The organism is Nocardia sp. NBC_01377 (assembly GCF_045040005.1).
Lineage (GTDB): Bacteria > Actinomycetota > Actinomycetes > Mycobacteriales > Mycobacteriaceae > Nocardia > Nocardia noduli.
In genome coordinates, this window is the sequence record NZ_CP109566.1 from 5,955,277 (window position 1) to 5,981,053 (window position 25,777).

Consider the following 25,777-nt stretch of genomic DNA (forward strand, 5'->3'; position numbering starts at 1 on the left):
GATCGGGTTCGCCGGGGTGGGGCGGGGTCATTCGTCGGTGACCTGCCTGCCCGTGTCCTGGACGGGGCAGCTGCCGGAAACGGCGCAGTGGCGGCAACCGTCGTTGCGCATGGCAAGGTAGCTGGGGCCACGGGTCGAGGTGGCGGCGTCGTGGATGGTGGTGCGCCACGAGTCGAGCGCCTCGGCGTCGAGGGGTTCCTGCATGCGCTGGGTCGCGCCCTCCTTGGCATTGGGTTTGGCGACGTAGACCAGGCGCGCACCACCCGGTTCGCCCGGCTCGGCGCTCTCGGGGGCGGACTGTTCGCCGGGCGCGCCGGATTCCGCGTCGGCGGAGTCGGTGTGCAGGTCGAGCGCGCCCAAGGCGGCGGCTACCTGGTAGGTCGCGAGCTGGGCGTGGTCGGCGGCGGCCTGTTTGGTGATGGGCGACTTCCCGGTTTTCACGTCGACGATGACGAATCGGCCGAAGGCGTCGCGTTCGAGCCGGTCGACCCGACCCTTGATACGGACCGCGGCCTCGTCCTCGGTGCGGCCGGGCAACTCGCAGTCGACACTCACCTCGACACCGGCCTGGGTGAGTTCGCCCCTGGTATTGCGCACCCACGCCATGAACGTTTCCAGCATCGCCTCGGTGCGGCGCAGTTCCTGCCGCGAATGCCACGCGGTGCCGGGATCGACGGCCTGCCACGCCCGATCGAGCGCGGCGCGCACCTGGGGCTCGGGGACGCGGCCCGCGAGCGCCTGCACCAGCGTGTGCACCAGATTGCCCTTGACCGCGTGCGGGTTGTCGCCATCGGTGCCGCCGTGCCGTTCCAGCGCCCATCGCAGCGGGCAGGTGCGCAGCATCTCCACCGTCGAAGGCGACAGGGATATAGAGGTCTCGTCCGCACCCCACAGCGGACGCGGCGAGCTGAGTTCGCCGGTGCCGTACCAATCCTCGGGGTGGGTGCCGGGCACACCCGCCTGGGCCAGCCGGGCCAGCTGGTGGGCCGCGCGCCGCCTGCGTTCGGGGTCGGCCTCGTCGTCGCAGACCACCCCGCGCAATTCGGCGACGAGCGCGTGCATCACCAGCGCGCGGCCGGGATCGGCGATCGGCACCGCGCCGGGTTCGCTGTCGTCGTCGTGGCCGAGCAGCTCGCCGAGGAAGCGGGACGGCACCAGATCCCGGTCCCCCGTGACCGATTCGACCGCGGTCACCAACAGCGACCGGCGGGCCCGGCTACAGGCGACGAGCAGCAGTCGGCGTTCCTCGGCCAGGATCGGCGCGGCGCGGCTCACCCGATCGCCGGACGGATCGATTCCGGCGGTCAGATCCACCAGATCCTCGGTGTGCAACAGGGTGCCGCGCGCACGCGGGTTGGGCCAGATACCTTCCTGCACGGCCGCCACCGCGACGACATCCCATTCCCGGCCCGCCGCGGCGTGCGCGCTCAGCAGCGCGACCGCCTCACCCGGCGCGGTCAGCGGTGCGGTGCCCTGCGGAATCTCCTGCTGGACAAGGTATTCGACGAACCCTTCGATACTCGCGCGCGGTAACCTGTCCACATAGGCCGCCGCGGCGTCGAAAAGTCCGACGGCGGCGTCGAGATCCCGGTCGGCCTGCATCCCCGTCGCACCGCCGCGTTCGGACTGGGTGACCCAGCGCCGTTCCAGCCGCGAGGCGATCCACAGCGCCCACAGCACGTCTTCCAGACCCGCGCCGTCGCTTCTGGCCTTGCGGGCCTTGTCCAGGGCGTCGATAACGCGTTTCAGCGGTGCCGCTTCGACATCGGTCAGGCCCGACAGCAGGTCGCGCGGGTCCGCGCCGACGAGGAGTTCGCGCAGGACTTCCGCGGAGGGGCGGTTGATCAGAGAGTTCCGATCGGAACTCTCGTCATCCCGTTCGGACTCGGCCTCGCCCATGTTCGCGGGCACGGTGACAAGATCGTCTCCGTCCACGACGAACGACGCATCGTCCCGTTCGGAATCCGGAACGTCCCGTTCGGACAGATGGTCGATCCATTCGGGCCGATCCGGCACGGCACGGGAGCGCCGTTCCGCCGAATCGGAGGACGCCGCGGCTTCCAGACCCCAGTCGACGTCGTTGTCGTACCGATCGATGTCGTCGGCCTGCCATCGCGGGTCGACGCCGGCCGGTTCCCCGTCGACCTCCGGGACCGCACCTTCGAATTCGGTCGCCGCGTCCGGTTCGGCGGCGTAATCGGCCTGATCCCAATCGGATTCGCTGATGTAGCGTTCGTCGTCCTCCGGCGGGGGCCCCACCGGGTCGTCGACCGGAACCTCCACGCCGCGGGCCGCTTTCGCTTCCCTGCGTTCGGCGTCGAGCACACTGCGCCGGATACCGCGTCGCAATCGCCGCAGGCTGATCTGGTCGGCGCCACCGAGCGGGCCGCCGAGAAGATCCAGCGCGTCCTCGGCGGAGAACAGTTCGGCCGAGGCGCGGGGCCCGCGCTCGGTGGCCAGCACCGCGCGCAATGCCAGCAGCATCCATGCCGCGCCGCGCCGCCGCGCCAACGGCACGTCGAGCGCGGGCTGTTGCACGGGGACACCGGCGGCGAGCAACGCCCGCCGCAACGGTGCGAGCGAGAGCGGAACGGAACGGACGATCACCGCCATGTCCGACCACGGCACCCCGGCGGTGAGATGCGCCCGCCGCAGATGGTCGGCGATCAGCGCCGCCTCCTTGGCGGGGGTGGCCAGGACGCGCACCCGCACGGCAGCGCCGCCGTCGAGGGTGCCGGTGTCCCCGGCGGGCGGCGAGAACCGCTGCGGACCGCTGCCCGGCAATTTCGCCGCGACCCTGGCGACCGCCAGTCGCACGGGCGCGCTCGCCCGATGACTCTCGCGCAGCACGATGCGCTGACCGGAGGGCGTATCGAGATCGGTCAGGAAGGTCGAATCCGCGCCGCGGAAGGTGAAGATGCCCTGATCCGGATCTCCGGCCACGACCGAGGTGTGGGCGGCGTCGCCGATCACGCGCACCAGCAGCGCGGCCTGCGGGTCGAGATGTTGCGCGTCGTCCACCAGCAGATATCTGATCCGGGCGCGTTCGGCGGCGAGCAGTTCACCGTCACCGGCCAGCGCGTCGAGGGCCGCGCCGACCAGCTCCGCGGCGTCGAGCGCGGGCGCGGTGGCCTCCGGCGCCTCGACCCCGACCGACCAGCGCAACAGCATGGACTGCTCGTAGCGCATGGCGAATCTGCCCGCGGCGACCCATTCCGGCTTGTCGTGCTCGCGACCGAGGCGGACCACATCCTCCGGCCCCAGTCCGCGTTCGGTGGCCCGCAGCATGAGGTCGCGCAACTGTTCGGCGAATCCGGCGAGCCCGAGCGCGGGACGGAGTCGTTCCGGCCACAGACCGTTCGCCCCGGCGGCCATATCGGTCAGGTCGCCGCGCAGCATCTCCCGCAGGACCGCGTCCTGCTCGGCACCGGTCAGCAAACGCGGCGGCGGGTTGCCGTGCGCGACGGCATGCCTGCGCAGCACCGAGAAGGCGTAGGAGTGCAGGGTGCGCACCAGCGGTTCCCTGGTGGCGCCGGGCACGCCGCCCTCGGCGCCGCCCGGTCCGGCCAAACGCCGGGTGACCGCGTCGCGCACCGCGCTCGCCGCCTGTTTCGAATGGGTCAGGACCAGCACCGATTCCGGATCCGCCCCGGCCGCGATCCGGTCGGCCGCCAGGTCGACCAGCAGCGCCGTCTTCCCGGTGCCGGGACCGCCGAGCACCTGCCACGGCCGCCAGCCGGGCCGGATCGGGCCGACGGCCGCGTTGGCTTCGAACAGCGCGCGCACCTCGGCGCCCCAGAGCCTGGCCCTGGGTGCCGCTGCGTTCCGGCGAACAAGTCGCACCGCGCTATCCGATCGCACCACGCGCGCTATTGCAACAGACGGCTACGACAGACCCGCCGCTCCCCCGCCTCTGTGAGTTGCCGCCCGGCGCGCACACGACAGAATGGTCTCGTGTCGAAACCGCATGTGCACCGCTACGGTCCCGCTTCCGGGCCACTCGTTCTCGCTCTGCACGGGCTGACCGGCCACGGGCAGCGCTGGGCGGCGCTCGCACAGGAGTATCTGCCGGAGATCCGGGTCCTCGCCCCCGACCTGCGCGGTCACGGCCGCTCGACCACGCTGCCGCCGTGGGATTTCGAACAGATCGTGGCGGATCTGGTCGATCTGCTCGCGACCGAGACCGACGAACCGGTCCTGGTCGTCGGGCATTCGTTCGGCGGCGCGACGGCACTGCACCTGGCGCGGCGTCATCCCGGCCTGGTGCGCGGGCTGGTGCTGCTCGATCCCGCGATCGCCCTGGACCCGGTCCGGCTCGAGGACATCGCGCGCAGCACGCTGGCACACCCCGACTACGCGAACGTCGAGGACGCCAGGGGCGACAAACTGGCCAGCGCGTGGGCCGACGTCGCGCCCGGCCTGCTCGACGCCGAACTCGATGAGCACCTGGTCCCCACCGCCGGGGGCCGCGTCGGCTGGCGGATGAGCCTGCCCGCCGTCACCTCCTACTGGGGACAGCTGGCCCGCGCTCACGTGCTGCCGCCCGCCGACCTGCCGACCGTCCTGGTGCAGGCGATGAAGGTGACACCGCCCTTCGTGACGCCGGAATTCCGCGCCGCGCTCTCCGCGCATCTCGGCGATCGGCTCATCGTCCACGAATTCGACTGCGATCACATGGTCGCGCAATCCCTGCCCGCCGAGACGGCCGCACTCGTGCGCGCGGCGCTCGGCTGAGCGATGCCGACCTCCGACGCCGAGATCGAACAGGTACGTGCCCTGGTCGGACGCATCCCGCGCGGTTCGGTGGCCACCTACGGCGATATCGCGATGGCGGCGGGGCTGTCCACTCCACGCACCGTCGGCTGGATCATGCGCACCGATTCCGCCGACCTGCCGTGGCACCGGGTGATCGGCGCGAGCGGCAGGCCCGCCGCCCATCTGGCCCACCGGCAGTTGCGGCTGCTCGCCGAGGAGGGTGTGCCGATCCGGGACGGACGGGTGGATCTGGCGACAGCGCGTTTCAAGTTTCCCGAACTTCGGGATCGGTGGACATGACGCGGGTTACCGTGGAGGGATGTCCACCCGCCTGGCGCGTGTCGTATTCGATGCTGACCGGCCGCGGTCCGTCGCGGGTTTCTGGGCCGAACTACTGGGCTGGGCGGTGCCCCTCGATCGATCCGACGAGGTCGATGTGGCGGCACACGATCCGGACGGCCTGGAGATCGCGCTGACGTTCCTTCCCGCGGCGCACACCAAAAAGGGTAAGAACCGTATCCATCTCGATCTGGCGAGCCGCTCGCTGGACCACCAGCGGGTCCAGGTGGATCGCGCACTGTCCCTCGGCGCACGGCATATCGATATCGGTCAGGGCGCGGTGCCGTGGGTCGTCCTCGCCGATCCCGAGGGTAACGAATTCTGCGTACTGGAACCTCGCGAGCAATACGTCGACACCGGAGCGGTCGCGGCCATCGTGGTCGATACCAGGGATCCGGTGCGGCTGGCCGAATTCTGGTCGACCGCTTCGGGCTGGCCGGTGACCTACGGCGGCGCCGAGATCGCCGGATTGCGCTCGGCGACCGGTCTGGGCTGCTGGCTCGAGTTCGTGCACACCCCCGAACAGAAATACGGTCGCAATCGCCTGCACCTGGACCTCACGTCATTCCCAGCCGACGATCCGGCCGAGGAAGTGGCCCGACTCCGGGCGGCGGGCGCGACGCCGCTCGCCGCGGGCAGTCTCGGCGACGCACCCGGACTGCCGCTCGCCGATCCGGAAGCCAACGAATTCTGTCTCCTGCGTCCCGCGCCCGACTACACGGTCGCCTGATCGCGTGAGCACGGTGCGCCCCGCCGACGACGAGGTCGCGCCGCGTCGTGCGGGACCGCCGACGAATTAGCATGTCGCCCATGCGGTACCTATCCTCCGGGCGGCTCCGATGAGAGCCGCCGACGCCATCGTGCTCGCCGGCGGACGCGCCAGCCGTATGGGCGGAATCGACAAACCCGGCCTCGTCATCGGCGGACGCACGCTGCTCGACGCCGCGCTCTCGGCCGTCGCGGGCTGCGGGCGCACGGTGGTGGTCGGTCCGCATCGGCCGGACCTGGCCGCGCGATTCCTCCAGGTGCGCGAGGTGCCGCCGGGGTCCGGTCCGGTCGCGGCGGTGGACGCGGGACTGCGCGCGCTCGACGTCGATCCCGCTCCGCTGGTGGTGGTACTCGCCGCCGACATGCCGTTCCTGACCGCCGCCGCGATCGCGACACTGCTTCGACAGGAGGCCGAAACCGGTGCGGACGCGGTCTTCGCCGCCGACGACGACGGCAGGCCGCAATACCTGATCGGACTGTGGCGGCGGGCCGCGCTGGTCGCCGAACTCGGCAAACTGGATTCGCTGATCAACCAGCCGATGAAGGCCCTGATCCCCACCGAGACGGTCATCGTGCCGGTGCCAGGTGTCGCCGATGTCGACACCGACGACGAGTTGCAACGCGCGCGTACCGAAGCCGCCGCCGTCACCGCGGCGACGGAAACCTCGGCCGGCGCCGAGGCTCGCGTCTCCGACGTCGTACCGCCGACACCGCTGACCGTCGATGAGGCCAGGCAGGTCCTGCGCGCCGATCTGTCCCGGCTCACCGCCTATCGCACCCAGTTGCGCGCGGTCGGTGGCGCGGCGCTGGCCGCGCCGTTGACGGCCGAGGGCCCGCTGCCCCGCTTCGACGTGTCGGCCATGGACGGTTACGCGATCTGCGGCGACGGGCCGTGGCAGCTGCGCCGTGACATCGGTTTCGCGGGCGGTCAGCGTCCGGTGGGACTGCTGTCGGGCGAGGCGGTGCGCATCGCCACCGGCGCGCACGTGCCGGACGGCACCACCGGTGTACTGCGCGACGAATTCGCCGAGCTCGGACCGGGGCACATCCTGCATCGACTACCGGACACCGCGGCGCGCGAGGACATCCGCCGCCGCGGCGAGGATCGCGGTCCCGGTGACCTCGTCGCGGCCACCCGCACCCGCGTCACGCCCGCGCTGGTCTCCGCGGCGGCCAGCGTCGAGGTGACCGAGGCGTTCGTGCGCGGACCGGTGCGCGCGCGAATCGTGATGACGGGCGACGAGATTCGCAGCGACGGACCTCTGCGCATCGGGCAGACGCGCGATTCGATCGGTCCCGTGCTCCCGGATATCCTCTCCCACTACGGTATTCGCACCTCGGATCGGGTGCACCTGCGTGACACCGCCTCCGGTTTCGACGAAGTACTCACCGCCACAGACGATATCGACCTGCTGGTGATCGTCGGCGCGACCGGGGGCGGCGCGGCCGACCAGCTGCGCGGCGCGATCGCCCGCGCGCACGCCCGCGTGCTCGTGCACCGATTGCGACTGCGTCCCGGCGGTTCCACCCTCGTCGCGGAACTGCGATCCGGCACGACCGTGCTCGGCCTGCCAGGTAACCCGTTCGCCGCCGTCGCGACCCTGATGACGCTGGCCGCCGCGATCGTCGATGGACGCACCGACGCCGAGCCGGGCCGCACGCTCACCGGGCCGCTGCACAACGCCGCGGCCATCACCTCCACGGTCCCCCGCGTCGTCCCGGCACGCTTCGCCGCGTCCGGTGGCTGGCTGGGCGAGCCGCAGACCAGCACCGCGCACCTCGGCGATCTCGTAGACAGCGACGGTCTGGTCCTCGTCCCGGCGGGCGCCGCCGACGGAGTCGTCGCCGAATTCCTGCCACTACCGGCCTGAATACCGGAGCCCGAATAATATTCTCGATTCCTCTTCCGATAGCCATATCCACTCGCTATGGTGATCAGTGTTAGGCGAATAAAACATCACTTCGGACACATCACTTCGGAAAGGACCGAGTGGAGATGGCTGAAAAGTCGAAGAAGACGCCTAAGAAAACGCCCAAGCAGATGCCGAGGCAGCAGCAACAGCAGCGCCAGGAGCAGGGCATGGGCCGAGCGGGATCGCCCGAGGATCCGCAGATGGAGGGCAGTCAGCGGCCGCCGTCGCAGCGTGACGCGGAGCGCCGCCACGGCCAGAACTGATTGACGAACACACTGCGACCGCCGGTACCGGTACCGGCGGTCGCAGTGTGTTTCCGCGACCTTCCGAATAACCCGAAGAATGGACCCGGCACGCACGCCGAATTGTAATGTTCTATACCGGCGTGCCGTAATTTCGTCGCACTTCACAATTCCCCGCCGACCACGGAAGCCGGTGCGAACTCGAACGCTTCCCGGCACATACCGCGAGCGCCGCCACCCTATCGGCGACCTCGGATCCGAGCACCCGTTCCACGCATCCTGCGCCGAACACTGGCGACCCGGCCGCGCGCCTCTTTGACTGTCCGGATGGCTGTCCCCTCCCACGCGCGCGGGTACGCGTCGTTCGGCGGTGCCGTCGGACGCACCACGGCGGAATCCACCCCCGAGTGGACCTACCCGCCGACCGCGCCCGCCGACGCGCCGAACATCATCGTGGCCCTGGTCGACGATATGGGATACAGCGATATCGGCCCGTTCGGCTCGGAGATCGACACCCCGACCCTGGACCGGCTGGCCGCCGCCGGGGTTCGGCTCACCAACTACCACACCACGCCGCTGTGCTCGCCGTCGCGGGCCGCGCTGCTGACCGGAATCAATTCCCACCGTGCGGGTTTCGGCTTCGTCGCCAATGCCGACCCCGGATATCCTGGCCTGCGGCTGGAACTGGCCGACGATGTGCTCACCCTGCCGGAGATCCTGCGCGCGGGCGGCTACGCCACCTACGCCGTCGGCAAATGGCATCTGGTGCGCGATGCCACCATGAATCCCGCGGCACACCGTGATTCGTGGCCGACCCAGCGCGGATTCGACCGCTACTACGGTTCGCTGGAAGGGCTGAACTCCTTCTACTACCCGAACCAGCTCGTCTCGGATTCCTCGGTGGTCGATATCGAGGAGTATCCGCCGGACTACTACCTCACCGACGACCTGACCGACAAGGCCATCGGCTACCTGAAGGATCTGCGCGCCCACGACGGGTCCAAACCCTTCTTCCTGTACTTCGCGCACGTCGCCATGCACGGCCCGTTGCAGGCCAAACCCGAGGATCTGGCGAAGTACCGCGGTCGCTACGCCGAAGGCTGGGACGCGCTGCGGCAGAGCCGTTTCGCCGCCCAGCTCGCGCAAGGACTCTTCCCGGAGGGCACCGGCCAGAAGGCCCGCGATACCGGGCCAGGTTACGAAGCGGCCGAATGGGATTCGCTGAGCGAGGAACAACAGCGACGATTCGCGCGGTACATGGAGGTGTACGCGGGCATGGTCGACAGCGTCGACCAGGGCCTGGGCCGCGTTCTGGACGTGGTCGAACAGTTCGGGGAACTCGACAACACCATCGTGGTGTTCACCTCCGACAACGGTGGCACCGCCGAGGGCGGACCGGAGGGGACCCGCAGCTACTTCGCCGAATTCGCCCATATCGACGATCCCGACTGGATCGCCGATGTCGCGCACGACGAAGAGCTCATCGGCACCGCGCGACTGGGCGTGCACTACCCGCGCGGTTGGGGTCAGGCCTCGAATACGCCGTTCCGCTTCTACAAGGGCCAGACCTTCGCGGGCGGAGTGCGGGTTCCGCTGATCGTGTCCTGGCCGAAGGGTCTGGCGCGCGCCGAAGGCGACAACGGCATCCGGCACGAGTACGCCTACGTGACCGATCTCGCGCCCACGCTGCTGGATCTGGTCGGACTCTCGCACCCGGGCGTGCGTCACGGCTTACCCGCCAAGACATTCGACGGCACCTCGGCGGCCGAGCTGCTGCGCGACCCGCGGGCCACCACCACGCACACCGAACAGTATTCGGAGATGACCGGCCACCGGGGCTTCTACCGCGACGGCTGGAAACTGCTCTCGCTACACGGCCCCGGCGCCGAACTGGACGCACCGGCCTGGCAACTGTTCGACGTGCGCGCAGATCCGACCGAACTCCACGACCTGTCGGACCGATTCCCGGACAAGGTCGCCGAACTCGCGGCGGCCTGGGACGAATCGGCGTGGGCCAATACCGTGTTCCCCCTCCTCACCAGGCAGGATCTCGCGCGCCGACGCCCCGAGGAAGCCCGCCTCGGCGCACCGGTGCGCCTGCTCCCCGGCACGCCGACCCTCGAGCGCTATCGCTCCCAGCGCCTGATCGCCTACCGCGACTTCACCGTGACCGCCGAACTCGGCGGATATCGCGCCGGAGACGAAGGCGTGCTCGTCGCCCACGGTGATCCGCTCGGCGGATATCTGGTCTACATCGAGGACGGGCGGGTCGTGGTCGGGGTGAACAGTTACGGGGTCTACCGGTCGGCGACGACCGAGCCGCTGCCCCCGGGCACGAATCGGATCACCGTCGAGACGGTGATCCGGCCGCGACTGCGCCAGGATTTCCGGATCGTCGTCGACGGTCTTCCCGACACCGAACTCACCGACCAGGTCCAACTGGTCGGAATGTCGCCGTGGACGGGCATCTCGGTCGGCGTCGACGCCCGCGGCCCGGTGTCGTGGGATCTGCGCGCGCGACGCGGACCGTTCCACTACACCGGCGATCTGCGTGCCGTCAGCTACGTCCCCGGCCCGATCCGCGTCCCGCGCGCGACCATCGATGCCGTGGAGCGCGAAGCGGAATACGCGGCCGAATGAGGACGCGAGCGCGTGGGCGTACCGCCCGATTTTCGGGCGAAGGCTCCTTTCGGATACCGTTCACCAGGCACTATGCAGTTCTTCTCCGCGGTAAAGGATGCACCTGATGGACGACAGTTCCCTGATCTGGGATGACGGTGCCTTGCTCACCATCGACCAGCGCGGACTGCCCGGTCGGGTGCGGGAACTGCGTCTGAGCACGGTCGAGCAGATCATCGACGCGATCTCGACACTCGCCATCCGCGGGGCCCCCGCCATCGGGATCGCGGGCGCGTTCGGCGTGGTCATCGCCACCGCGGCACACACCGTCGACGGGGTGGTCGACCTCGACCGCGTCCGGGCGGAAGCGGACAGGATCGCCCGAGCGCGGCCGACCGCGGTGAATCTGGCCTGGGCGGTACGCCGGGCGACGGCCGCGGCGCCCCGGGGCGCGGACGCCGTGCTCGCCACGGCGCTGGACATGCTGGCCGAGGACGGCCGGGTCAACCGCGCCGCCGCGACCAACACCGCCGACCTGGTACGGGGACTACTCGGCGACCGACCGTTGCGGGTGCTGACGCACTGCAATACCGGCCGCCTCGCCACCAGCGCCTTCGGCACCGCGATCGGCGCGATCCGGGTGCTGTTCGAACGCGACGCGATCGAGGAAGTGCTGGTCGACGAGACCAGGCCGCTGTTGCAGGGCGCGCGGCTGACCGCGTGGGAGCTGGCCGAGGCCGGTATCCCGCACCGGCTCACCATCGATTCGGCCGCGGCCTGGGCCATGGCGACCGGGCAGGTCGACTGCGTGCTGGTCGGCGCGGATCGCATCACGGCCAACGGCGACGTCGCCAACAAGATCGGCACCTACATGCTCGCGCTCGCCGCGCGCCACCACGGGATCCCGTTCATCGTGGTCGCGCCCGAATCGACCCGCGATCCGAATATGGCCACCGGCGCCGAGATCGTGGTGGAACAGCGCGCCGCCACCGAGGTGACCGGTTTCGGCGGCGTCGTGACCGCCCCGGAGGGCACCGGGGTGTTCAACCCGGCCTTCGACGTGACCCCCGCCGCGCTGGTGAGCGCCGTGGTCACCGAGGCGGGGGTGGCCTATCGCGACGGCGTCGCGGGCGGAGACGCCGCCGCCACCGAAGCCACGGCCGTGGCGGAACTGGCGCGCGGGCTGTACCTGCGTGGCTGGATGCCCGGCACGGCGGGCAATATCTCTGTGCGGCAAGGTGATTCGGCCGTGGTTACCGGTAGCGGACTGTCCAAGGGCGAGCTGACCGCCGACGATATGGTCACCGTCGGTGTCGCCGATTCGGTGCCCGAACCCGGACAGCGCCGCAGGCCGTCGGCCGAGACCACCATCCACACCGCGGTCTACCGGAGCACCGACGCCGCGGCCGTCGTGCACATCCACCCGCCGCACGCGACGACACTGTCCACCCGGACCGGGGCGCGCGAGGAGATCACCGTGCTGCGGATCTCCGACTACGAACTCATCAAGGGTCTGGGCGGCGCGGACCCCGGGGTGATCGAGATTCCGATCTTCCCGAACTGGCGCGACGTCGCGCGCATCGGCGCCGACGTCGAGCGCTACCTGACCGAATCCCCCGGCGCACCACCGATTTTCGGTATCGCGGGCCACGGCATCACCGCGTGGGGGGACACTCTTGCCCAGGCTCGCGACCGCGCCGAGTGCCTGGAGGCGCTCTGCGAGCTGGTGACCCGTTCCGGACGGCGGCACGCCTTCGCCGCCGACACCGACCTGATGGAGATCGGACCGAGATGACACTCTTGCAGATCATGGCCGCCGACAACGCCGCCGAGGTCCGGGTGCGGACCACCGACGACGCGGTGATCACCGCCGAATTGGCCCGTCGCGGTATCGCTTTCGACCGCTGGCCGGTCGTGGCCGACGCCGCGTCGGTGGCGTCGGACGAATTACTCGCCCACTACGCCGACGAAGTCGCCGTCCTCAACGCGTCGGGCCGCTACCGCCATATCGATATCGCGCGCATCCACCCGGACGACGCCGATCCGGCCTGGCAGCAGACCGCGGCGGGAGCGCGGGCCAAATTCCTCGACGAGCACCGGCACGCCGAGGACGAGGTGCGTTACTTCGCCGCCGGACGCGGCTGCTTCTACCTGCGCCTGGAGGACGAGGTGCTGGCCGTGGTGTGCGAGGGCGGGGATCTGCTGTCGGTGCCGGCGGGCACGCGGCACTGGTTCGATATGGGCACCCGCCCCGATTTCATCGCGATCCGGTTCTTCGAGGAGGCCGACGGCTGGGTCGGAGATTTCACCGGAGATCCCATCGGCGCGGGTTTCCCGACCCTCGACGAGCTGCTGACCGCGCCGTGACCGACGTGATCACCGCCGTCGTAATCGATATCGAGGGAACGACGAGCCCGACCGATTCGGTACGGGAGGATCTGTACGGCTACACCCGGGCCAGGCTCGGCGACTGGTTGCGCGAGAACCGGACCGGCGCGGCCGCGCCGGTCCTGGCGGGAACCAGGGATGCGGCGGGTCGCCCCGACGCCGACGTCGACGAGGTAGCCGAGATCCTGCGCGGCTGGCTCGGTTCGGATGTGAAGGCCGAACCGTTGAAGACCGCGCAGGGCCTCATCTGCGCCGAGGGTTTCCGTTCCGGCGCGCTGCACGGCGAATTCTTCGCCGACGTCGTGCCCGCGCTCACCGCCTGGCACGCGGCCGGACTGCGGCTGTACGTGTATTCGTCGGGTTCGGTGCGCAATCAGCGCGATTGGTTCGCCTTCGCCCGCGGCGGCGACCTGGGTTCCCTGATCGGGGACTATTTCGATCTGACGACCGCCGGTCCGAAACGCGAGTCGGCGTCCTACGAGACGATCGCGGCGGCCGTCGACACCCCCGCGTCGGGAATCCTGTTCCTGTCCGATCATCCGGACGAACTCGACGCCGCCGTGGCGGCGGGCTGGTCGGTGGTCGGTGTGCACCGTCCGGGCGAACCCCAGCGTCCGAGACCGCCGCACCGCTGGGTGGACTCCTTCGAACAGATCCACCCGAGGGCGAGTGCGGGCCTTCGGGCCCGGTAGTTCCGGCCTTCAGGCTCCGTAGACCCGGACCGAGGGGCGGACCGAACCGATGCGACCGTGCTGGACGGCGGCGAAGATGCGGCGCGCGTGCACCGCGACGGGGCTGGTCGACCAGGGCGCGAGCGCCGTGGTGAACATCAGTTCGCACCAGGACAGGGTCGGCACCTCGCCCGCGGCGAGCGTCGCGATCAACGACATCTCGGTATCGTGACCGGTCCACGCCGCCACCAGCCAGGACGCGTCGAGGCGGCCGAGGAATTCCTCGGCGTCCTCGGGTGGGCCGTGGGGTGCGTCGACGGCCAGGTGCACGACGGCGGCGATCGAATGGCGCATCCTGGCGTCGATACCCATCGCGTCGTGCAGCAGTAACGCCTCCAACGCGGCGCGCAACTCCACACCGGGGTCGACCTGCGGACCGAGCGAACCGGCCGGACCGGTACCAGCGTTGCGCGTCACAGGCATGCTCTCCTTCGGGTCGTCGTACATCACTACGGATCGGAGGTGGCGCCCTTGCCCGCTCTCCGCTGTCCTGGATTCGACCGTCTCGCCGACCAGATCGATCAGTGCTCCGGGATTCCAATCGAGCCTGCCGAAGACCTGGCACCAGTCCATCGCCGGGTTGTCCTCGGATACCTCGACGGCCAGGGCGAGACCGGACATCGACGCGGTGCACGCAAGGGTCACCCGGTCGAGATCGGATTCGGTGACGGTGAGATGCAGCGTCGCCTCCGGATATCCGGAATCCGCCCGCACCCGCCCTGCCAGCCACACCGCCCGTACCGCCGCGGCCATCGCACCGGCGAAACGATCACCGTGCGGATGGTCGTCGTCACTGTCCAGGAAGGGGCCGTACCAGAGTGCTCTGCCCTCGTCCCCGCATACCGCGAACGTTCCGTTCCCACAGTCGGCCGCCGCCGCCAACGAGATGTGGGGTACCAATTCGACCTCATCGACCATGCGCAATCGCTCCCGCAATGTTTTCGCAATCCATGGACGTGCTGCTCATCGAATCACGGTTCCGTAAGTAATTGCCCACACCGTGATAAACGGATCAAATACGCTTCCACCATCGTTGTCCATACAATCTCCGACATCTCCCGCACCCTGTGAAGTACCTGCACCGGCCAGGGCACCTACCGCACCGGCGGGCCACGGGACCGGGTTCGGGCATATCGCCAGCAACACCATCGCGGCCTGTCGGTCGACCGGTACGGTCACCATATGCCCCTCGTCGGATCGCCTTCCACGACAGTTCGTTTTCGTCCGGTCGCCGTCGTGGCGACGACGCGGCCGAACGTCGCGAGGCATTCGCCGCCGCCGCATCCCGGCTACCGACCGTGATCCACGCCGGACACCGATGCCGCGCTCTCGGCGGGGCCGAGACAGGGGGTGCGGATTCCGAGAAAGAATTGGATTCTGCCCGGATGATTCCCGGAATCGACACGGAACATCTGGACGTCGAGGCTGAAGCAATCGCCGGAGTCCGGATCCCGCAGATGCATGTGCGGACTGTCGCGCCCGTATGTGGTCCCCCCGGCCGCCCACATCCGCCGGAATTCCGGATATTCGCCCAGTTCGGCCAGCAATTCCGCGGCCCACTCGGTGTCGCCGGATTGTCCGATGAGTCCGCGCAACCAGTCGACGGTCATCGCGGCCTCGCGCTCCCACTCCACCATCACCCGGGTGGACAACTCGTTGCCGAAAAACCAGCGCAGCATGTTGCCGTCGTCGACCAGTCCGGAGAACGCACTGGCGTAGGAATCGTTGCAGGACAGAATGTTCCATCTGGTATCGAGGTAGCACGCCGCGTTCGGCTCGTGCACGACCAGCCCGTTGCGCATGTCGTCGCTGATCTGCCCGCGCAGTTCCTCGACGCCGGGGAACCGGTCCTCGGCCAGACCCGCGAGGTCGAACAGATGCCTACGCTCGGCGTCACCGAGCGGGCTGATCCGGTCCAGATATCGAATCAACGCGTCGACCACCGCCCTGGTCGGATGATCACGATCGCCGCCCTCCAGATGCGTGATATAGCTGGAGCTGACACCGGCGGCAAATGCCAGTTTCTCCCGAGATATGCGCCGTTCGTCCCTGAGTCGTCGCAGCAACCCCCCGAAGGTGGGCGGTCGCAATAGATTCCCTACGCCGACGTCCGTCGTTTTGCGTGGCACAGCAATCCGCTCCTATGAAACTGTAGACGTATCAACGATTCGAGCACTTCACCATGGAGAACAGGATGAGCCCTCCCCGACCTGATCGATACGGGAAAGACCGGGCGGCACCTGGCTCCCATCGTCAACTATGCGGGCGCCTGCCCATAGCGACTGATATTAAACGATATTATTTCTTTATATTAGCGGGACTCGCGGTATGTTGGCTACATCACAGCAAAGATCTTGGTCATGAATCGGATGATGCCACAGCCGCATTGAACTCCGGGTAGTTCGGGGCGCGCTCATAGCAACCGCGCGCCGGAATGTCGCGGCGGCGCGCCGCCGACACGCAGGCGGATGACATGTCCACGACAGCTCGGAAGCCGAGCGGGGGACACCGCCCGAGAGTCGGGCGCAGACCCCCGACATACCGGACATCACGACGCGACCAGAAACTCGATCAATTCGATCCGTGGAAAACGAAGACAGTTACTGCTGTCCGGAAATACCGTCGAATGAATAAACCGACCGACCAGCTAATCGATGGAAAAACGATTCATCGGGCCTCGCGCCGCCCCGCACGGCGGCCGCGCGACCGCCCCGGATGTGGCCCCGAGGCCCTCCGGATACCCCGCGGTCCGTGTTAACAAATATTAAGCGTCCGAGAAGCCCCGGTTTCCAAAGCATCACCGCCAAGCCCCCGATACATCCACCCGGGACGGTATTTCTGCCGGTCAGGGCATATCACCCCTGGTCGCGTCGACATGCGCGACGAATCGGGCGCCATGCGCAATGACCACGAGGTTGCGCCGATCTCACAACTCACCGAGGGCCCGAGCGCGCTGTGAGAGATTCGTTTGGCCACGGGTGCCGACCTCCTTAAAGTCGGTGCAACAGCCCAACTCAACTGCTCGAAGGGGGCGTCGTGGTTAATTCACGCACTCGGAATTCCGGACCCTCCGGTGGGGCGGGTCTGCCTTCCGCGAACGCGGGTGACGCATTGCTCCGATTGGGAAAGTATTTCCAGATCGGCGAGGTCTCGCCCGATCAGCGCAGCCTGCACAAGGTCGGCGGGCGCGGCGCCGACGAGTTCTACCGGGATCGCTGGGCGCACGACAAGGTGGTGCGCTCCACCCACGGCGTCAACTGCACCGGTTCGTGCTCGTGGAAGATCTACGTCAAGGACGGCGTGATCACCTGGGAGTCCCAGCAGACCGACTATCCCTCCGTCGGCTCGGACAAACCCGAATACGAGCCGCGCGGCTGCCCCCGCGGCGCGTCCTTCTCCTGGTACACCTACTCCCCGGCCCGGGTCCGCTACCCGTATGTGCGCGGCGTGCTGCTCGAGCTGTACCGGGAAGCCAAGGAGAAGGTCAAGGATCCGGTACTGGCCTGGGAGGCCGTCGTCGAGGATCCGGAGAAGGCGGCGCGCTACAAATCCGCGCGCGGCAAGGGCGGATTCGTGCGCGCCGAATGGTGGGAGGCCGCCGAGATCGCGGCGGCCGCGCACGTGCACACCATCAAGCGTTACGGACCCGACCGGGTCGCGGGCTTCTCGCCCATCCCGGCGATGTCGATGGTCAGCCATGCCGTCGGCGCCCGCTTCATCTCGCTGCTCGGCGGCTCGATGCTGTCGTTCTACGACTGGTACGCCGACCTGCCCGTCGCCTCGCCCCAGGTGTTCGGCGACCAGACCGACGTACCCGAATCGGCGGACTGGTTCGACGCGGGCTACCTGATCATGTGGGGTTCCAACGTCCCGGTGACCCGCACCCCGGACGCGCACTACATGACCGAGGCGCGTTACCGGGGGCAGAAGGTCGTCGTGGTCTCCCCCGACTACGCCGACAACACCAAATTCGCCGACGAATGGGTGGCCGCGCACCCGGGAACCGATGCGGCACTTGCCATGTCGATGGGCCACGTCATCCTCAAGGAATTCTTCGTCGACCGCCCGACCCCGCGCTTCCTGGACTACATCAAGCGCTACACCGACCTGCCGTATCTGGTCTGCCTCGATGATCCGCAGGGCTGGGACGCCGACGGCAACTATCACCACGACGGCGCGCTGGCGGGCAAATTCCTGACCGCCGCCGATCTGGGTCACACCGACGAGGGCGCGGCCCACAAGCCGGTGCTGCTCGACGCGGCCGCGAATCCGGTGGTGCCCAACGGTTCCCTCGGCCACCGCTTCAACGAGGCGGACGCGGGCAAGTGGAATCTCGACCTCGAAGGCGTCGACCCGCTGCTGAGCCTCTACGACGCGCCCGATCGCGGCTCGATGGCCGTGCGCCTGCCGCGTTTCGACACCGATACCGCCGGTGTGTTGGTGCGCGGCGTACCGACCATGACGGTCGCGGGCAGGCGGGTCACCACGGTCTTCGATCTGCTGCTCGCGCAGTACGGCGTCGGGCGCGACGGCCTGCCCGGCACCTGGCCGACCGGCTACGACGACGCCTCCGAGCCGTACACCCCGGCCTGGCAGGAGACCATCACCGGCGTTCCCGCCGTGCAGGCCGCGCGGGTCGCCCGTGAATTCGCCGACAACGCCGAACGTTCCGGCGGTCGCTCGATGATCCTGATGGGCGCGGGCACCAACCACTGGTTCCATTCCGACCAGATCTACCGCGCCTTCTTCACGCTGACGCTGCTCACCGGCTGCCAGGGCGTGAACGGCGGCGGTTGGGCGCATTACGTCGGACAGGAGAAATGCCGTCCGGTCACCGGGTGGTCCACCCTGGCCTTCGGCCTGGACTGGCAGCGCCCGCCCCGGCAGATGCAGGGCACCGTGTTCTGGTACCTGACCAACGACCAGTGGCGCTACGACCCGTTCACCTCGCAGTCGTTCGCCTCCCCGCTGGGCAAGGGCACCTTCCGTGGCCGCACCGCCGCGGACAATATCGCGCTGGCGAGCAGGCTCGGCTGGATGCCGACCTACCCGACCTTCAACCGCAATCCGCTCGATCTCGCCGACGAGGCCGAGGCGGCGGGTAAATCGGCGGCCGACTACGTGGTCGACGGCCTCAAATCCGAAGACCTGCGTTTCGCCTGCGAGGATCCGGACGCACCGGAGAATTTCCCGCGCTGCCTGACCGTCTGGCGGGCGAACCTGCTCGGCTCCTCCGGCAAGGGCAACGAGTACTTCCACAAACACCTGCTCGGCGCGGATTCCAATGTGCAGACCACCGACGCCACCGGTGTGCGCCCGCAGGAACTGGTGTGGCGGGACAAGGCGGCCACCGGAAAGCTGGATCTGCTGCTGTCACTGGACTTCCGGATGACGAGCACGACCCTGTTCTCCGATATCGTGCTGCCCGCGGCGACCTGGTACGAGAAGCACGACCTCTCCTCGACCGATATGCACCCGTTCGTGCACGCGTTCTCCGCGGCGATCTCACCGCCGTGGGAGGCGAAAACCGATTTCGACGCCTTCCATCGTATCGCCCGCGGCGTCGCGTGGATGTCGGAGAAGCATCTCGGCAAGCGCAAGGACATCGTCGCGGTGCCGTTGCAGCACGATTCGCCCGATGCCCTGGCCCAGGTGGGCGGCAAGGTGCTGGACTGGAAAGCGGGCGAGTGCGAGCCGATTCCGGGCAAGACCATGCCGAAGATCGTGGTGGTCGAACGTGACTACCCGAATATCGCGGAGAAGATGGCGGCCCTCGGGCCGCTCGTCGAGACACTCGGCCTGACCACCAAGGGGGTCACCACCTACCCCGAGGCCGAGGTCACCTACCTGGCCGGGATGAACGGCACCGTGGTGTCGGGGATCGCACAGGGACGGCCGTCGCTGGCCAAGGACACCCACGCGGCCGAGGCCATCCTCGCGCTGTCGGGTACCACCAACGGCAGGCTGGCGGTGGAGGGTTTCGAGGCGCTGGAACGGCGCACCGGCACCGAACTCGCCGATCTGGCGGCCGAACACGAGGGTAAGCGGATCACCTTCGCCGACACCCAGGCCAGGCCGGTTCCGGTGATCACCTCGCCGGAATGGTCGGGCAGCGAGACCGGCGGACGGCGCTACTCACCGTTCACCATCAACACCGAACGGCTCAAGCCGTGGCATACGCTCACCGGCCGCCAGCATTTCTACCTCGACCACGACTGGATGGTCGAACTCGGCGAACAGATGCCGATCTTCCGGCCACCGCTGGATATGACAGCCCTGTTCAGCGAACCCGGCGTCGGCGACGTCGGCGCCAACGGCGTCACGGTGCGGTACCTCACGCCGCATTCCAAATGGTCCATCCATTCGGCCTACCAGGACAACCTGCACATGCTGACGCTCTCGCGCGGCGGTCAGTCGATCTGGATGTCGGATAAGGACGCGGCGAAAATCGGTGTGGCCGACAATGATTGGATCGAGGCGATCAACCGCAACGGTATCGTCGTCGCCCGCGCCATCGTGTCGCACCGGATGCCGGAGGGCACCGTCTTCATGTACCACGCCCAGGACCGCGCCGTCGACGTGCCGCGTATCGAGGGCACACCGGAGGTGGGCGCGGCCCGCGGCAAACGCGGCGGCATCCACAACGCGCTCACCAGGATCATGATCAAACCCTCACACCTCATCGGTGGGTACGCCCAGCAGTCCTTCGCGCTGAACTACCACGGGCCCACCGGAAATCAGCGCGACGAGGTCACCACGATTCGTCGCCGCAGCCAGGACGTGGAGTACTGATATGCGTGTTATGGCACAGCTCGCCATGGTGATGAACCTGGACAAATGCATCGGCTGCCACACCTGCAGCGTCACCTGCAAGCAGGCGTGGACCAACCGAGGCGGCACCGAGTACGTCTGGTTCAACAATGTGGAAACCCGTCCCGGACAGGGTTATCCCCGCCAGTACCAGGACCAGGAGAAGTGGAAGGGCGGCTGGACGCTCACCAAGCGTGGAAAGCTGACCCTCAAGTCGGGCTCTCGGCTCAAGCGAATGCTGAACATCTTCGCCAACCCCGATATGCCGACGGTGTCGGACTACTACGAGCCGTGGAGTTACGACTACGACAATCTGCTGTCGTCGCCGCCGATCGACACGGTGCCGGTGGCGCGGCCCAAATCGCTGATCACCGGCGAGGACACGCAGGTCACCTGGGGCGCGAACTGGGACGACGATCTGGGTTCGGGTCCGGAGCAGGTCGGCAAGGACCCGCTGCTGTCGCGGTTGTCGGACCAGGTGAAACTGGAGTTCGAACAGACCTTCATGTTCTACCTGCCGCGCATCTGCGAGCACTGCCTCAATCCGTCGTGCGCGGCCTCCTGCCCGTCCGGCGCGATCTACAAGCGGGCCGAAGACGGCATCGTGCTGGTCGACCAGGACAAATGCCGTGGTTGGCGGCAGTGCGTCACCGCGTGCCCCTACAAGAAGATCTACTTCAACCACAAGACGGGCAAAGCGGAGAAGTGCACCTTCTGCTACCCGCGCGTGGAAGTGGGAATTCCGACCGTCTGCTCGGAGACCTGTGTGGGACGGCTGCGCTACATCGGCGTGATGCTCTACGACGCCGACAAGGTGCAGGAAGCGGCCTCGGTCACCAATGACAAGGATCTCTACCCGTCGCAGCTGGGTGTGTTCCTCAACCCGCACGACCCGCGTGTCGTCACCGAGGCGGAACGGGCCGGGATCTCACCGGAATGGATTCAGGCCGCCCAGGATTCGCCGGTCTACAAGCTGATCGTCGACTACCAGATCGCGCTGCCGCTGCATCCGGAATACCGCACCATGCCGATGGTCTGGTACGTGCCGCCGCTCTCGCCGGTGGTCGACGTGCTGTCCGAGACCGGTCACGACGGCGAGAGCGCGTCGAATCTGTTCGGCGCCATCGACGCGCTGCGTATTCCGGTGGAATACCTCGCCGAATTGTTCACCGCGGGTGACGTCGGACCGGTCCGCGCGGCGCTGCAACGACTCGCGGGTATGCGGGCGTTCATGCGATCGGTGAACCTCGGTGAGGAACCCGATCCGAACATCGCACCCTCGGTACGGCTGGAACCGGAGGAGATCGAGGCGCTGTACCGGCTGCTGGCGATCGCCAAATACGAACACCGGTACGTGATCCCCAACGGCGCGGGTTCGCAGGCGCATCAGCTCGACGCGCTGGCCACCGGATGCAGCCTCGACACCGACGGCGGACCGGGAATGACCGCCTTCGATCAGATGGTGGAGAAATTCCAGCTCAACGACAACAACGGCGCCGCGCCGGAGGAGAAGTCGAACCGGATCAACCTGCTGAACTGGGACGGCAAATCCACCTCGGGCCTGCTGCCCACCGCCGAGTCGACCAACGGCAACGGCGTCACCGGGAACGGCAGCAACGGCGCTGCCGGGAACGGCTCGACGGACCATGCCGGCAACGGCGCCGCGCATGGTCCGTCGGCTGAAACCGTCACCCCCGCCGTCGACGTGGTGCCGCGATGACCCGCCGCGTCGGCGGCCTCCGAGCCCTCCGCCCCGTCGACGGCGACGGAGTGGCGCGATGAGCCTGCTGAAGATCCGCCGCCGTCCCGAACCGACGATTCCGATGTCGGACCGCGACCGCCGCCTGGTGTGGCGACTGGCCGCGCTGCTGCTGGACTACCCGTCCGCCGATCTGCTGGCCATGCTCGACGAATTGAGCGACGTGACAGCGCAATTGCCCGAGCACGTGCGCACGCAGATCGACCGCCTGCTGACGCATCTGCGCGTGACGCCGCCGATCGAACTCGCGGCGAGCTATGTCGAGACCTTCGACATGCGCAGGCGCGCGAGTATGCACCTCACGTTCTACGCCTTCGGCGACACCCGCAAACGCGGTATGGCGCTGCTGCGTTTCAAGCACGCCTACAAGCACGCGGGCGTGGAACTGGGCGACGAGGAACTGCCCGACCACCTGCCGGTGCTGCTCGAATTCTCCGCGACCGTCGACCCGATCGGCGGGGAACGCCTGCTCGGCGAGCACCTGCCGGTGATCGAACTGCTCCGACTGTCGCTGTCGGACAGCGGTTCTCCCTACGCGGGCGTGCTCGGCGCGGTCACCGCGACGATGCCACCGCTCACCACGGCCGACCGGCGGCGTATCGCCGAACTCGCGGCCGAGGGCCCGCCGGAGGAAGAGGTCGGACTCGATCCCTTCGCGATGGATCCCACGATGTTCGCCCAGTCGGAAGGCCGACGATGAATTACACCCCGCACCTACCGACCGAATTGTGGCTGATCCTGCCGTACGTGGCCTTCACCTCGTTCGTACTCGGTCACATCTGGCGCTATCGCAACGATCAATTCGGCTGGACCACACGGTCTTCGCAGATCTACGAGAGCAGGCTGCTGCGCCTGGGCAGTCCGCTGTTCCACTTCGGCATGCTCGGCGTCTTCGGCGGACATGTGCTCGGCGTGCTGATCCCGGAATCGTGGACCGCGGCCGTCGGCATCTCCGAACACACCTACCACGTGATCGCCGTCGGCGCGGGGTCGATCGCGGGTCTGTCGGTGCTGGCGGGCGTCGGGATCCTGCTGTACCGCCGCCTGACCGTCACCGCGGTGCGCAAGGCGACCACGACCAACGACAAATTCATGTACGTGCTGCTCACCGCCGCGCTCGTCTCCGGCCTGCTCAATACCTGGGGCAGCAACCTGCTGTGGGGCACCTACAACTACCGCGAATCCGTATCCCCGTGGTTCCGTAGCCTTTTCAGCCTCAACCCGAGCCCGGAGCTGATGGTCGACACCCCGTGGACCTTCCAGCTGCACGGACTGGTCGTGCTCACGCTGGTGGCGATGTGGCCCTACACCCGGCTGGTGCACATGTTCAGCGCGCCGATCGGCTATTTCACCAGGCCCTACATCGTGTACCGGCACAAGCAGTCCGACGCGCCCGACACCCGCCGCTACGCGCGGGCCTGGGATTCCCCGGTCACGCCGGAACGCTGGCGCTGACGAACACCCGAGATGCCCGCCCACCACGTCCGGTGGGCGGGCATCCGGTATTCAGGCGTTGTCGTAGGCGTCGCGCAGCACCTTGATATCCAATTTCGACATCGTCCGCAGCGCGGCGCCCGCCGCGGCGCTCTTGACCGGATCGTCGCCCATCATCAGTTCCGGCAGTCCGGCCGGGGCGACCTGCCAGGACAGTCCGTAGCGGTCGGTGAGCCAGCCGCAACTGCCGGGCTCGCCGCCCTCGGTAAGCGCGTCCCACAGCCGGTCGACCTCCTCCTGGGTGTCCACGATCAGCTGGATCGAGACCGCGTCGGTCAGCGGGTGGCCGGGGCCGCCGTTCATCAGGGTAATCGCCTGGCCGTCCAGGTCGACGGTCACGATGAAGGCCGAGCCGTCGGGGTGGCGCGCGATATCGACGATGCGGGAATTCGGCACCAGTTCCACGTAGCGGTTGGCGGCCTGCTCGGCCTCGGACTCGAACCAGAGGAAGGTGTTGACGGACATGATGTGCTCCTTCTGAGGTGGTGATGACCTGCTGTCCCCCTTCGGTCGGAACCACCGCGCCCCGCTCGACATATCTCGGCAGAAATTTCCGAAGTCTTTTTCTCGATACCGAAATTCCCTGGTCGGACCGGGTCCGGAACCATCGGTTACCTCTTGGCCGGTAGCGATCTCGCATAGGCTACGCCGCGTTCGACCCATTCGCGCAGGGCCGCGTCCGCCTCGACCGCTTCGGCGCTCACGCGCAGCCAGCCGTCGATCTCGCGTCCGCCCATCACCATCGACTGGACCCGTTCGCCATCGAGTAGATCGCCGCCGAGGCTCGGATCGACGCGCACCATCAAACCGCCCTTGCCGCTGGCCGCGACCGCCATGTTTCCGCCGACCAGGAATGCCAGGCCGCCGAACATCTTCTTCTCGGTGAACCCCGAAGCCGGACCGACGAGCTCCCGGACGCGCTCGGCGAGTTCTTCGTCATATGCCATGGTCACCAGTGTGGACCCGGGCACCGACACGTCCTAGACGCCGAGCGCGGCGGCGAACATCGGCCAGGAACGGTGGACGTCGTCCTGCCAGTACGGCCAGGCGTGAGTGCCCGCGGCGCGCATGTCGACGGTGGCCGGTATGTCCAGTGCGGCGAGCCGATCCGCGAGCGGGCGGGTGCACCTGCCGACGACCGTCTCCATGACGCCGCCGACCAGGAGCCGATCCAGCAGCGCGCCGGGATTGCCGCCGATGCCGGGCGCGCCGAAGGTATCGTGCGGACCTGGCAGTCCGTTGCCCGCCGAGATGTAGAGCGCCTTGCCGCGCAGCCGGTCGGCGTGCAGCACGGGATCGTTCTCCGCCCAGGCCGGATTGTTCAGCGCGCCCCACATATTCGCGGCATTGCCGCCGAACAGGGCGAGTTCGGATTGGATGAGCAGCTGCCCGGCCACGTCGCTGGTGCGCGCGCAACCGCTGTAGGCGCCGATGGCCTGATACAGCTCGGGCGCGGCGATGGCCAGGTTCAGCGCGGAGGTCGCCGACATCGACAGCCCCGCCACGGCGTTGCGCCCGGTCATCCCGAAACGCTCGTCGAGCAGCGGGGGCAGTTCCCTGGTCAGGAACGTGGTCCACTTGTTGCGGCCGAGCACCGGATCGTCGGTGATCCAATCGGTGTAGTAGCTCGCGCGCCCGCCCATCGGCACGATGACGTTCACCGGTTTGTCGGCGAAGAAATCCTCCACATCGGTCCGGCGCGGCCACGGGCCGCCGCTCTCGCCGCCGTCGACCGCGTTGAGCAGGTACAGCGCGGGCGCGCCCGCGCCGGGATGCGACATCCACAGGGTGATGGTCCGGTTCATGGCGGCCGAGTACACCACCACCTCGAGTTGACGTCCGCCCAGCGGACGGACGTCGACGATGCCGGATCCCGGGTCGGCCGCCGCGACCGGCGGCCACACGAGCGCGGCGAAGGCGGCGAGGACGGCGATCGAACAGCTCACGAGCCGATGCATG

19 protein-coding genes are annotated in these 25,777 nt (G+C 68.2%); 13 read left to right on the top strand and 6 right to left on the bottom strand.

What is annotated here, in order from left to right:
• Positions 1–27: 27 nt before the first annotated feature.
• Positions 28–3,861, bottom strand: coding sequence for an ATP-dependent helicase (locus OG225_RS27580; protein WP_405183384.1), 3,834 nt, complete (start codon positions 3,859–3,861; stop codon positions 28–30).
• 93 nt (positions 3,862–3,954) lie between these two features.
• Between OG225_RS27580 and OG225_RS27585 the strand changes: the two genes are divergently transcribed.
• From OG225_RS27585 to mtnC, 9 genes are all read left to right on the top strand, one after another.
• Positions 3,955–4,734 carry an alpha/beta fold hydrolase gene (locus tag OG225_RS27585; RefSeq protein ID WP_405177921.1) on the top strand — a complete coding sequence of 260 codons (780 nt, stop codon included), beginning with the start codon at positions 3,955–3,957 and terminating at the stop codon, positions 4,732–4,734.
• Between the two features lie 3 nt (positions 4,735–4,737).
• On the top strand, positions 4,738–5,055 hold the full coding sequence (locus tag OG225_RS27590; protein WP_405177922.1) for an MGMT family protein: 318 nt from the start codon (positions 4,738–4,740) through the stop codon (positions 5,053–5,055).
• Between the two features lie 19 nt (positions 5,056–5,074).
• A complete protein-coding gene (locus OG225_RS27595) occupies positions 5,075–5,824 on the top strand; it encodes a VOC family protein (RefSeq protein WP_405177923.1) in 750 nt (249 codons plus the stop codon).
• Positions 5,825–5,933: 109 nt separating this feature from the next.
• Positions 5,934–7,733, top strand: a complete 1,800-nt coding sequence (locus tag OG225_RS27600; protein WP_405177924.1) for an NTP transferase domain-containing protein — start codon at positions 5,934–5,936, stop codon at positions 7,731–7,733.
• A 125-nt stretch (positions 7,734–7,858) separates the two neighbouring features.
• Positions 7,859–8,038, top strand: coding sequence for a hypothetical protein (locus OG225_RS27605; protein WP_405177925.1), 180 nt, complete (start codon positions 7,859–7,861; stop codon positions 8,036–8,038).
• A gap of 306 nt (positions 8,039–8,344) precedes the next feature.
• A complete protein-coding gene (locus OG225_RS27610; protein WP_405177926.1) occupies positions 8,345–10,657 on the top strand; it encodes an arylsulfatase in 2,313 nt (770 codons plus the stop codon).
• A 106-nt stretch (positions 10,658–10,763) separates the two neighbouring features.
• Entirely contained in the window at positions 10,764–12,431 is a 1,668-nt protein-coding gene (gene mtnA / locus OG225_RS27615) for an S-methyl-5-thioribose-1-phosphate isomerase (protein ID WP_405177927.1), read from the top strand.
• Positions 12,428–13,003, top strand: coding sequence for a 1,2-dihydroxy-3-keto-5-methylthiopentene dioxygenase (locus OG225_RS27620; protein WP_405177928.1), 576 nt, complete (start codon positions 12,428–12,430; stop codon positions 13,001–13,003). Before mtnA ends, OG225_RS27620 begins: the two co-directional genes overlap by 4 nt.
• A gap of 5 nt (positions 13,004–13,008) precedes the next feature.
• The gene (gene mtnC / locus OG225_RS27625) at positions 13,009–13,716 is read left to right on the top strand and encodes an acireductone synthase (RefSeq protein ID WP_405183385.1); all 708 of its coding nucleotides are present in this window, start codon (positions 13,009–13,011) and stop codon (positions 13,714–13,716) included.
• 9 nt (positions 13,717–13,725) lie between these two features.
• Here the strand turns inward: mtnC and OG225_RS27630 are convergent, their stop codons facing one another.
• Entirely contained in the window at positions 13,726–14,673 is a 948-nt protein-coding gene (locus tag OG225_RS27630; RefSeq protein WP_405177929.1) for a hypothetical protein, read from the bottom strand.
• 371 nt (positions 14,674–15,044) lie between these two features.
• The gene (locus tag OG225_RS27635; protein ID WP_405177930.1) at positions 15,045–15,821 is read right to left on the bottom strand and encodes a helix-turn-helix transcriptional regulator; all 777 of its coding nucleotides are present in this window, start codon (positions 15,819–15,821) and stop codon (positions 15,045–15,047) included.
• A 970-nt stretch (positions 15,822–16,791) separates the two neighbouring features.
• Here OG225_RS27635 and OG225_RS27640 point away from each other — a divergent pair.
• From OG225_RS27640 to narI, 4 genes are read left to right on the top strand one after another with little or no spacing between them, the layout of a single operon-like run.
• Positions 16,792–20,547: a nitrate reductase subunit alpha gene (locus tag OG225_RS27640; RefSeq protein WP_405177931.1), complete on the top strand. Its 3,756-nt coding sequence runs from the start codon at positions 16,792–16,794 to the stop codon at positions 20,545–20,547.
• Position 20,548: 1 nt separating this feature from the next.
• The gene (gene narH, locus OG225_RS27645; protein ID WP_405177932.1) at positions 20,549–22,285 is read left to right on the top strand and encodes a nitrate reductase subunit beta; all 1,737 of its coding nucleotides are present in this window, start codon (positions 20,549–20,551) and stop codon (positions 22,283–22,285) included.
• 58 nt (positions 22,286–22,343) lie between these two features.
• Positions 22,344–23,024 carry a nitrate reductase molybdenum cofactor assembly chaperone gene (gene narJ / locus OG225_RS27650; RefSeq protein WP_405177933.1) on the top strand — a complete coding sequence of 227 codons (681 nt, stop codon included), beginning with the start codon at positions 22,344–22,346 and terminating at the stop codon, positions 23,022–23,024.
• Positions 23,021–23,779 (top strand): respiratory nitrate reductase subunit gamma, encoded by a 759-nt coding sequence (narI, locus tag OG225_RS27655; RefSeq protein ID WP_216908017.1) that lies wholly within the window; start codon positions 23,021–23,023, stop codon positions 23,777–23,779. The genes narJ and narI overlap by 4 nt, the downstream gene beginning before the upstream one ends.
• A 51-nt stretch (positions 23,780–23,830) precedes the next feature.
• Here narI and OG225_RS27660 read toward each other — a convergent pair whose 3' ends face one another.
• The 3 genes from OG225_RS27660 to OG225_RS27670 form a co-directional block, all read right to left on the bottom strand.
• Complete coding sequence (locus OG225_RS27660) at positions 23,831–24,283, bottom strand: VOC family protein (RefSeq protein WP_405177934.1); 453 nt, start codon at positions 24,281–24,283, stop codon at positions 23,831–23,833.
• 146 nt (positions 24,284–24,429) lie between these two features.
• Complete coding sequence (locus OG225_RS27665) at positions 24,430–24,765, bottom strand: TfoX/Sxy family protein (protein ID WP_405177935.1); 336 nt, start codon at positions 24,763–24,765, stop codon at positions 24,430–24,432.
• A gap of 33 nt (positions 24,766–24,798) precedes the next feature.
• Positions 24,799–25,776: an alpha/beta hydrolase gene (locus OG225_RS27670; RefSeq protein ID WP_405177936.1), complete on the bottom strand. Its 978-nt coding sequence runs from the start codon at positions 25,774–25,776 to the stop codon at positions 24,799–24,801.
• Position 25,777 lies beyond the last annotated feature (1 nt).

Excerpts from the sequence above, each read along its gene's own strand:
- OG225_RS27600 (WP_405177924.1), top strand. The coding sequence starts at position 5,934 with ATGAGAGCCGCCGACGCCATCGTGCTCGCCGGCGGACGCGCCAGCCGT.
- OG225_RS27620 (WP_405177928.1), top strand. The coding sequence starts at position 12,428 with ATGACACTCTTGCAGATCATGGCCGCCGACAACGCCGCCGAGGTCCGG.
- OG225_RS27590 (WP_405177922.1), top strand. The coding sequence starts at position 4,738 with ATGCCGACCTCCGACGCCGAGATCGAACAGGTACGTGCCCTGGTCGGA.
- OG225_RS27605 (WP_405177925.1), top strand. The coding sequence starts at position 7,859 with ATGGCTGAAAAGTCGAAGAAGACGCCTAAGAAAACGCCCAAGCAGATG.
- narI (WP_216908017.1), top strand. The coding sequence starts at position 23,021 with ATGAATTACACCCCGCACCTACCGACCGAATTGTGGCTGATCCTGCCG.
- OG225_RS27630 (WP_405177929.1), bottom strand. The coding sequence starts at position 14,673 with ATGGTCGATGAGGTCGAATTGGTACCCCACATCTCGTTGGCGGCGGCG.
- narH (WP_405177932.1), top strand. The coding sequence starts at position 20,549 with ATGCGTGTTATGGCACAGCTCGCCATGGTGATGAACCTGGACAAATGC.
- mtnA (WP_405177927.1), top strand. The coding sequence starts at position 10,764 with ATGGACGACAGTTCCCTGATCTGGGATGACGGTGCCTTGCTCACCATC.
- OG225_RS27660 (WP_405177934.1), bottom strand. The coding sequence starts at position 24,283 with ATGTCCGTCAACACCTTCCTCTGGTTCGAGTCCGAGGCCGAGCAGGCC.
- OG225_RS27595 (WP_405177923.1), top strand. The coding sequence starts at position 5,075 with ATGTCCACCCGCCTGGCGCGTGTCGTATTCGATGCTGACCGGCCGCGG.
- OG225_RS27670 (WP_405177936.1), bottom strand. The coding sequence starts at position 25,776 with ATGCATCGGCTCGTGAGCTGTTCGATCGCCGTCCTCGCCGCCTTCGCC.
- narJ (WP_405177933.1), top strand. The coding sequence starts at position 22,344 with ATGAGCCTGCTGAAGATCCGCCGCCGTCCCGAACCGACGATTCCGATG.
- OG225_RS27665 (WP_405177935.1), bottom strand. The coding sequence starts at position 24,765 with ATGGCATATGACGAAGAACTCGCCGAGCGCGTCCGGGAGCTCGTCGGT.
- OG225_RS27610 (WP_405177926.1), top strand. The coding sequence starts at position 8,345 with ATGGCTGTCCCCTCCCACGCGCGCGGGTACGCGTCGTTCGGCGGTGCC.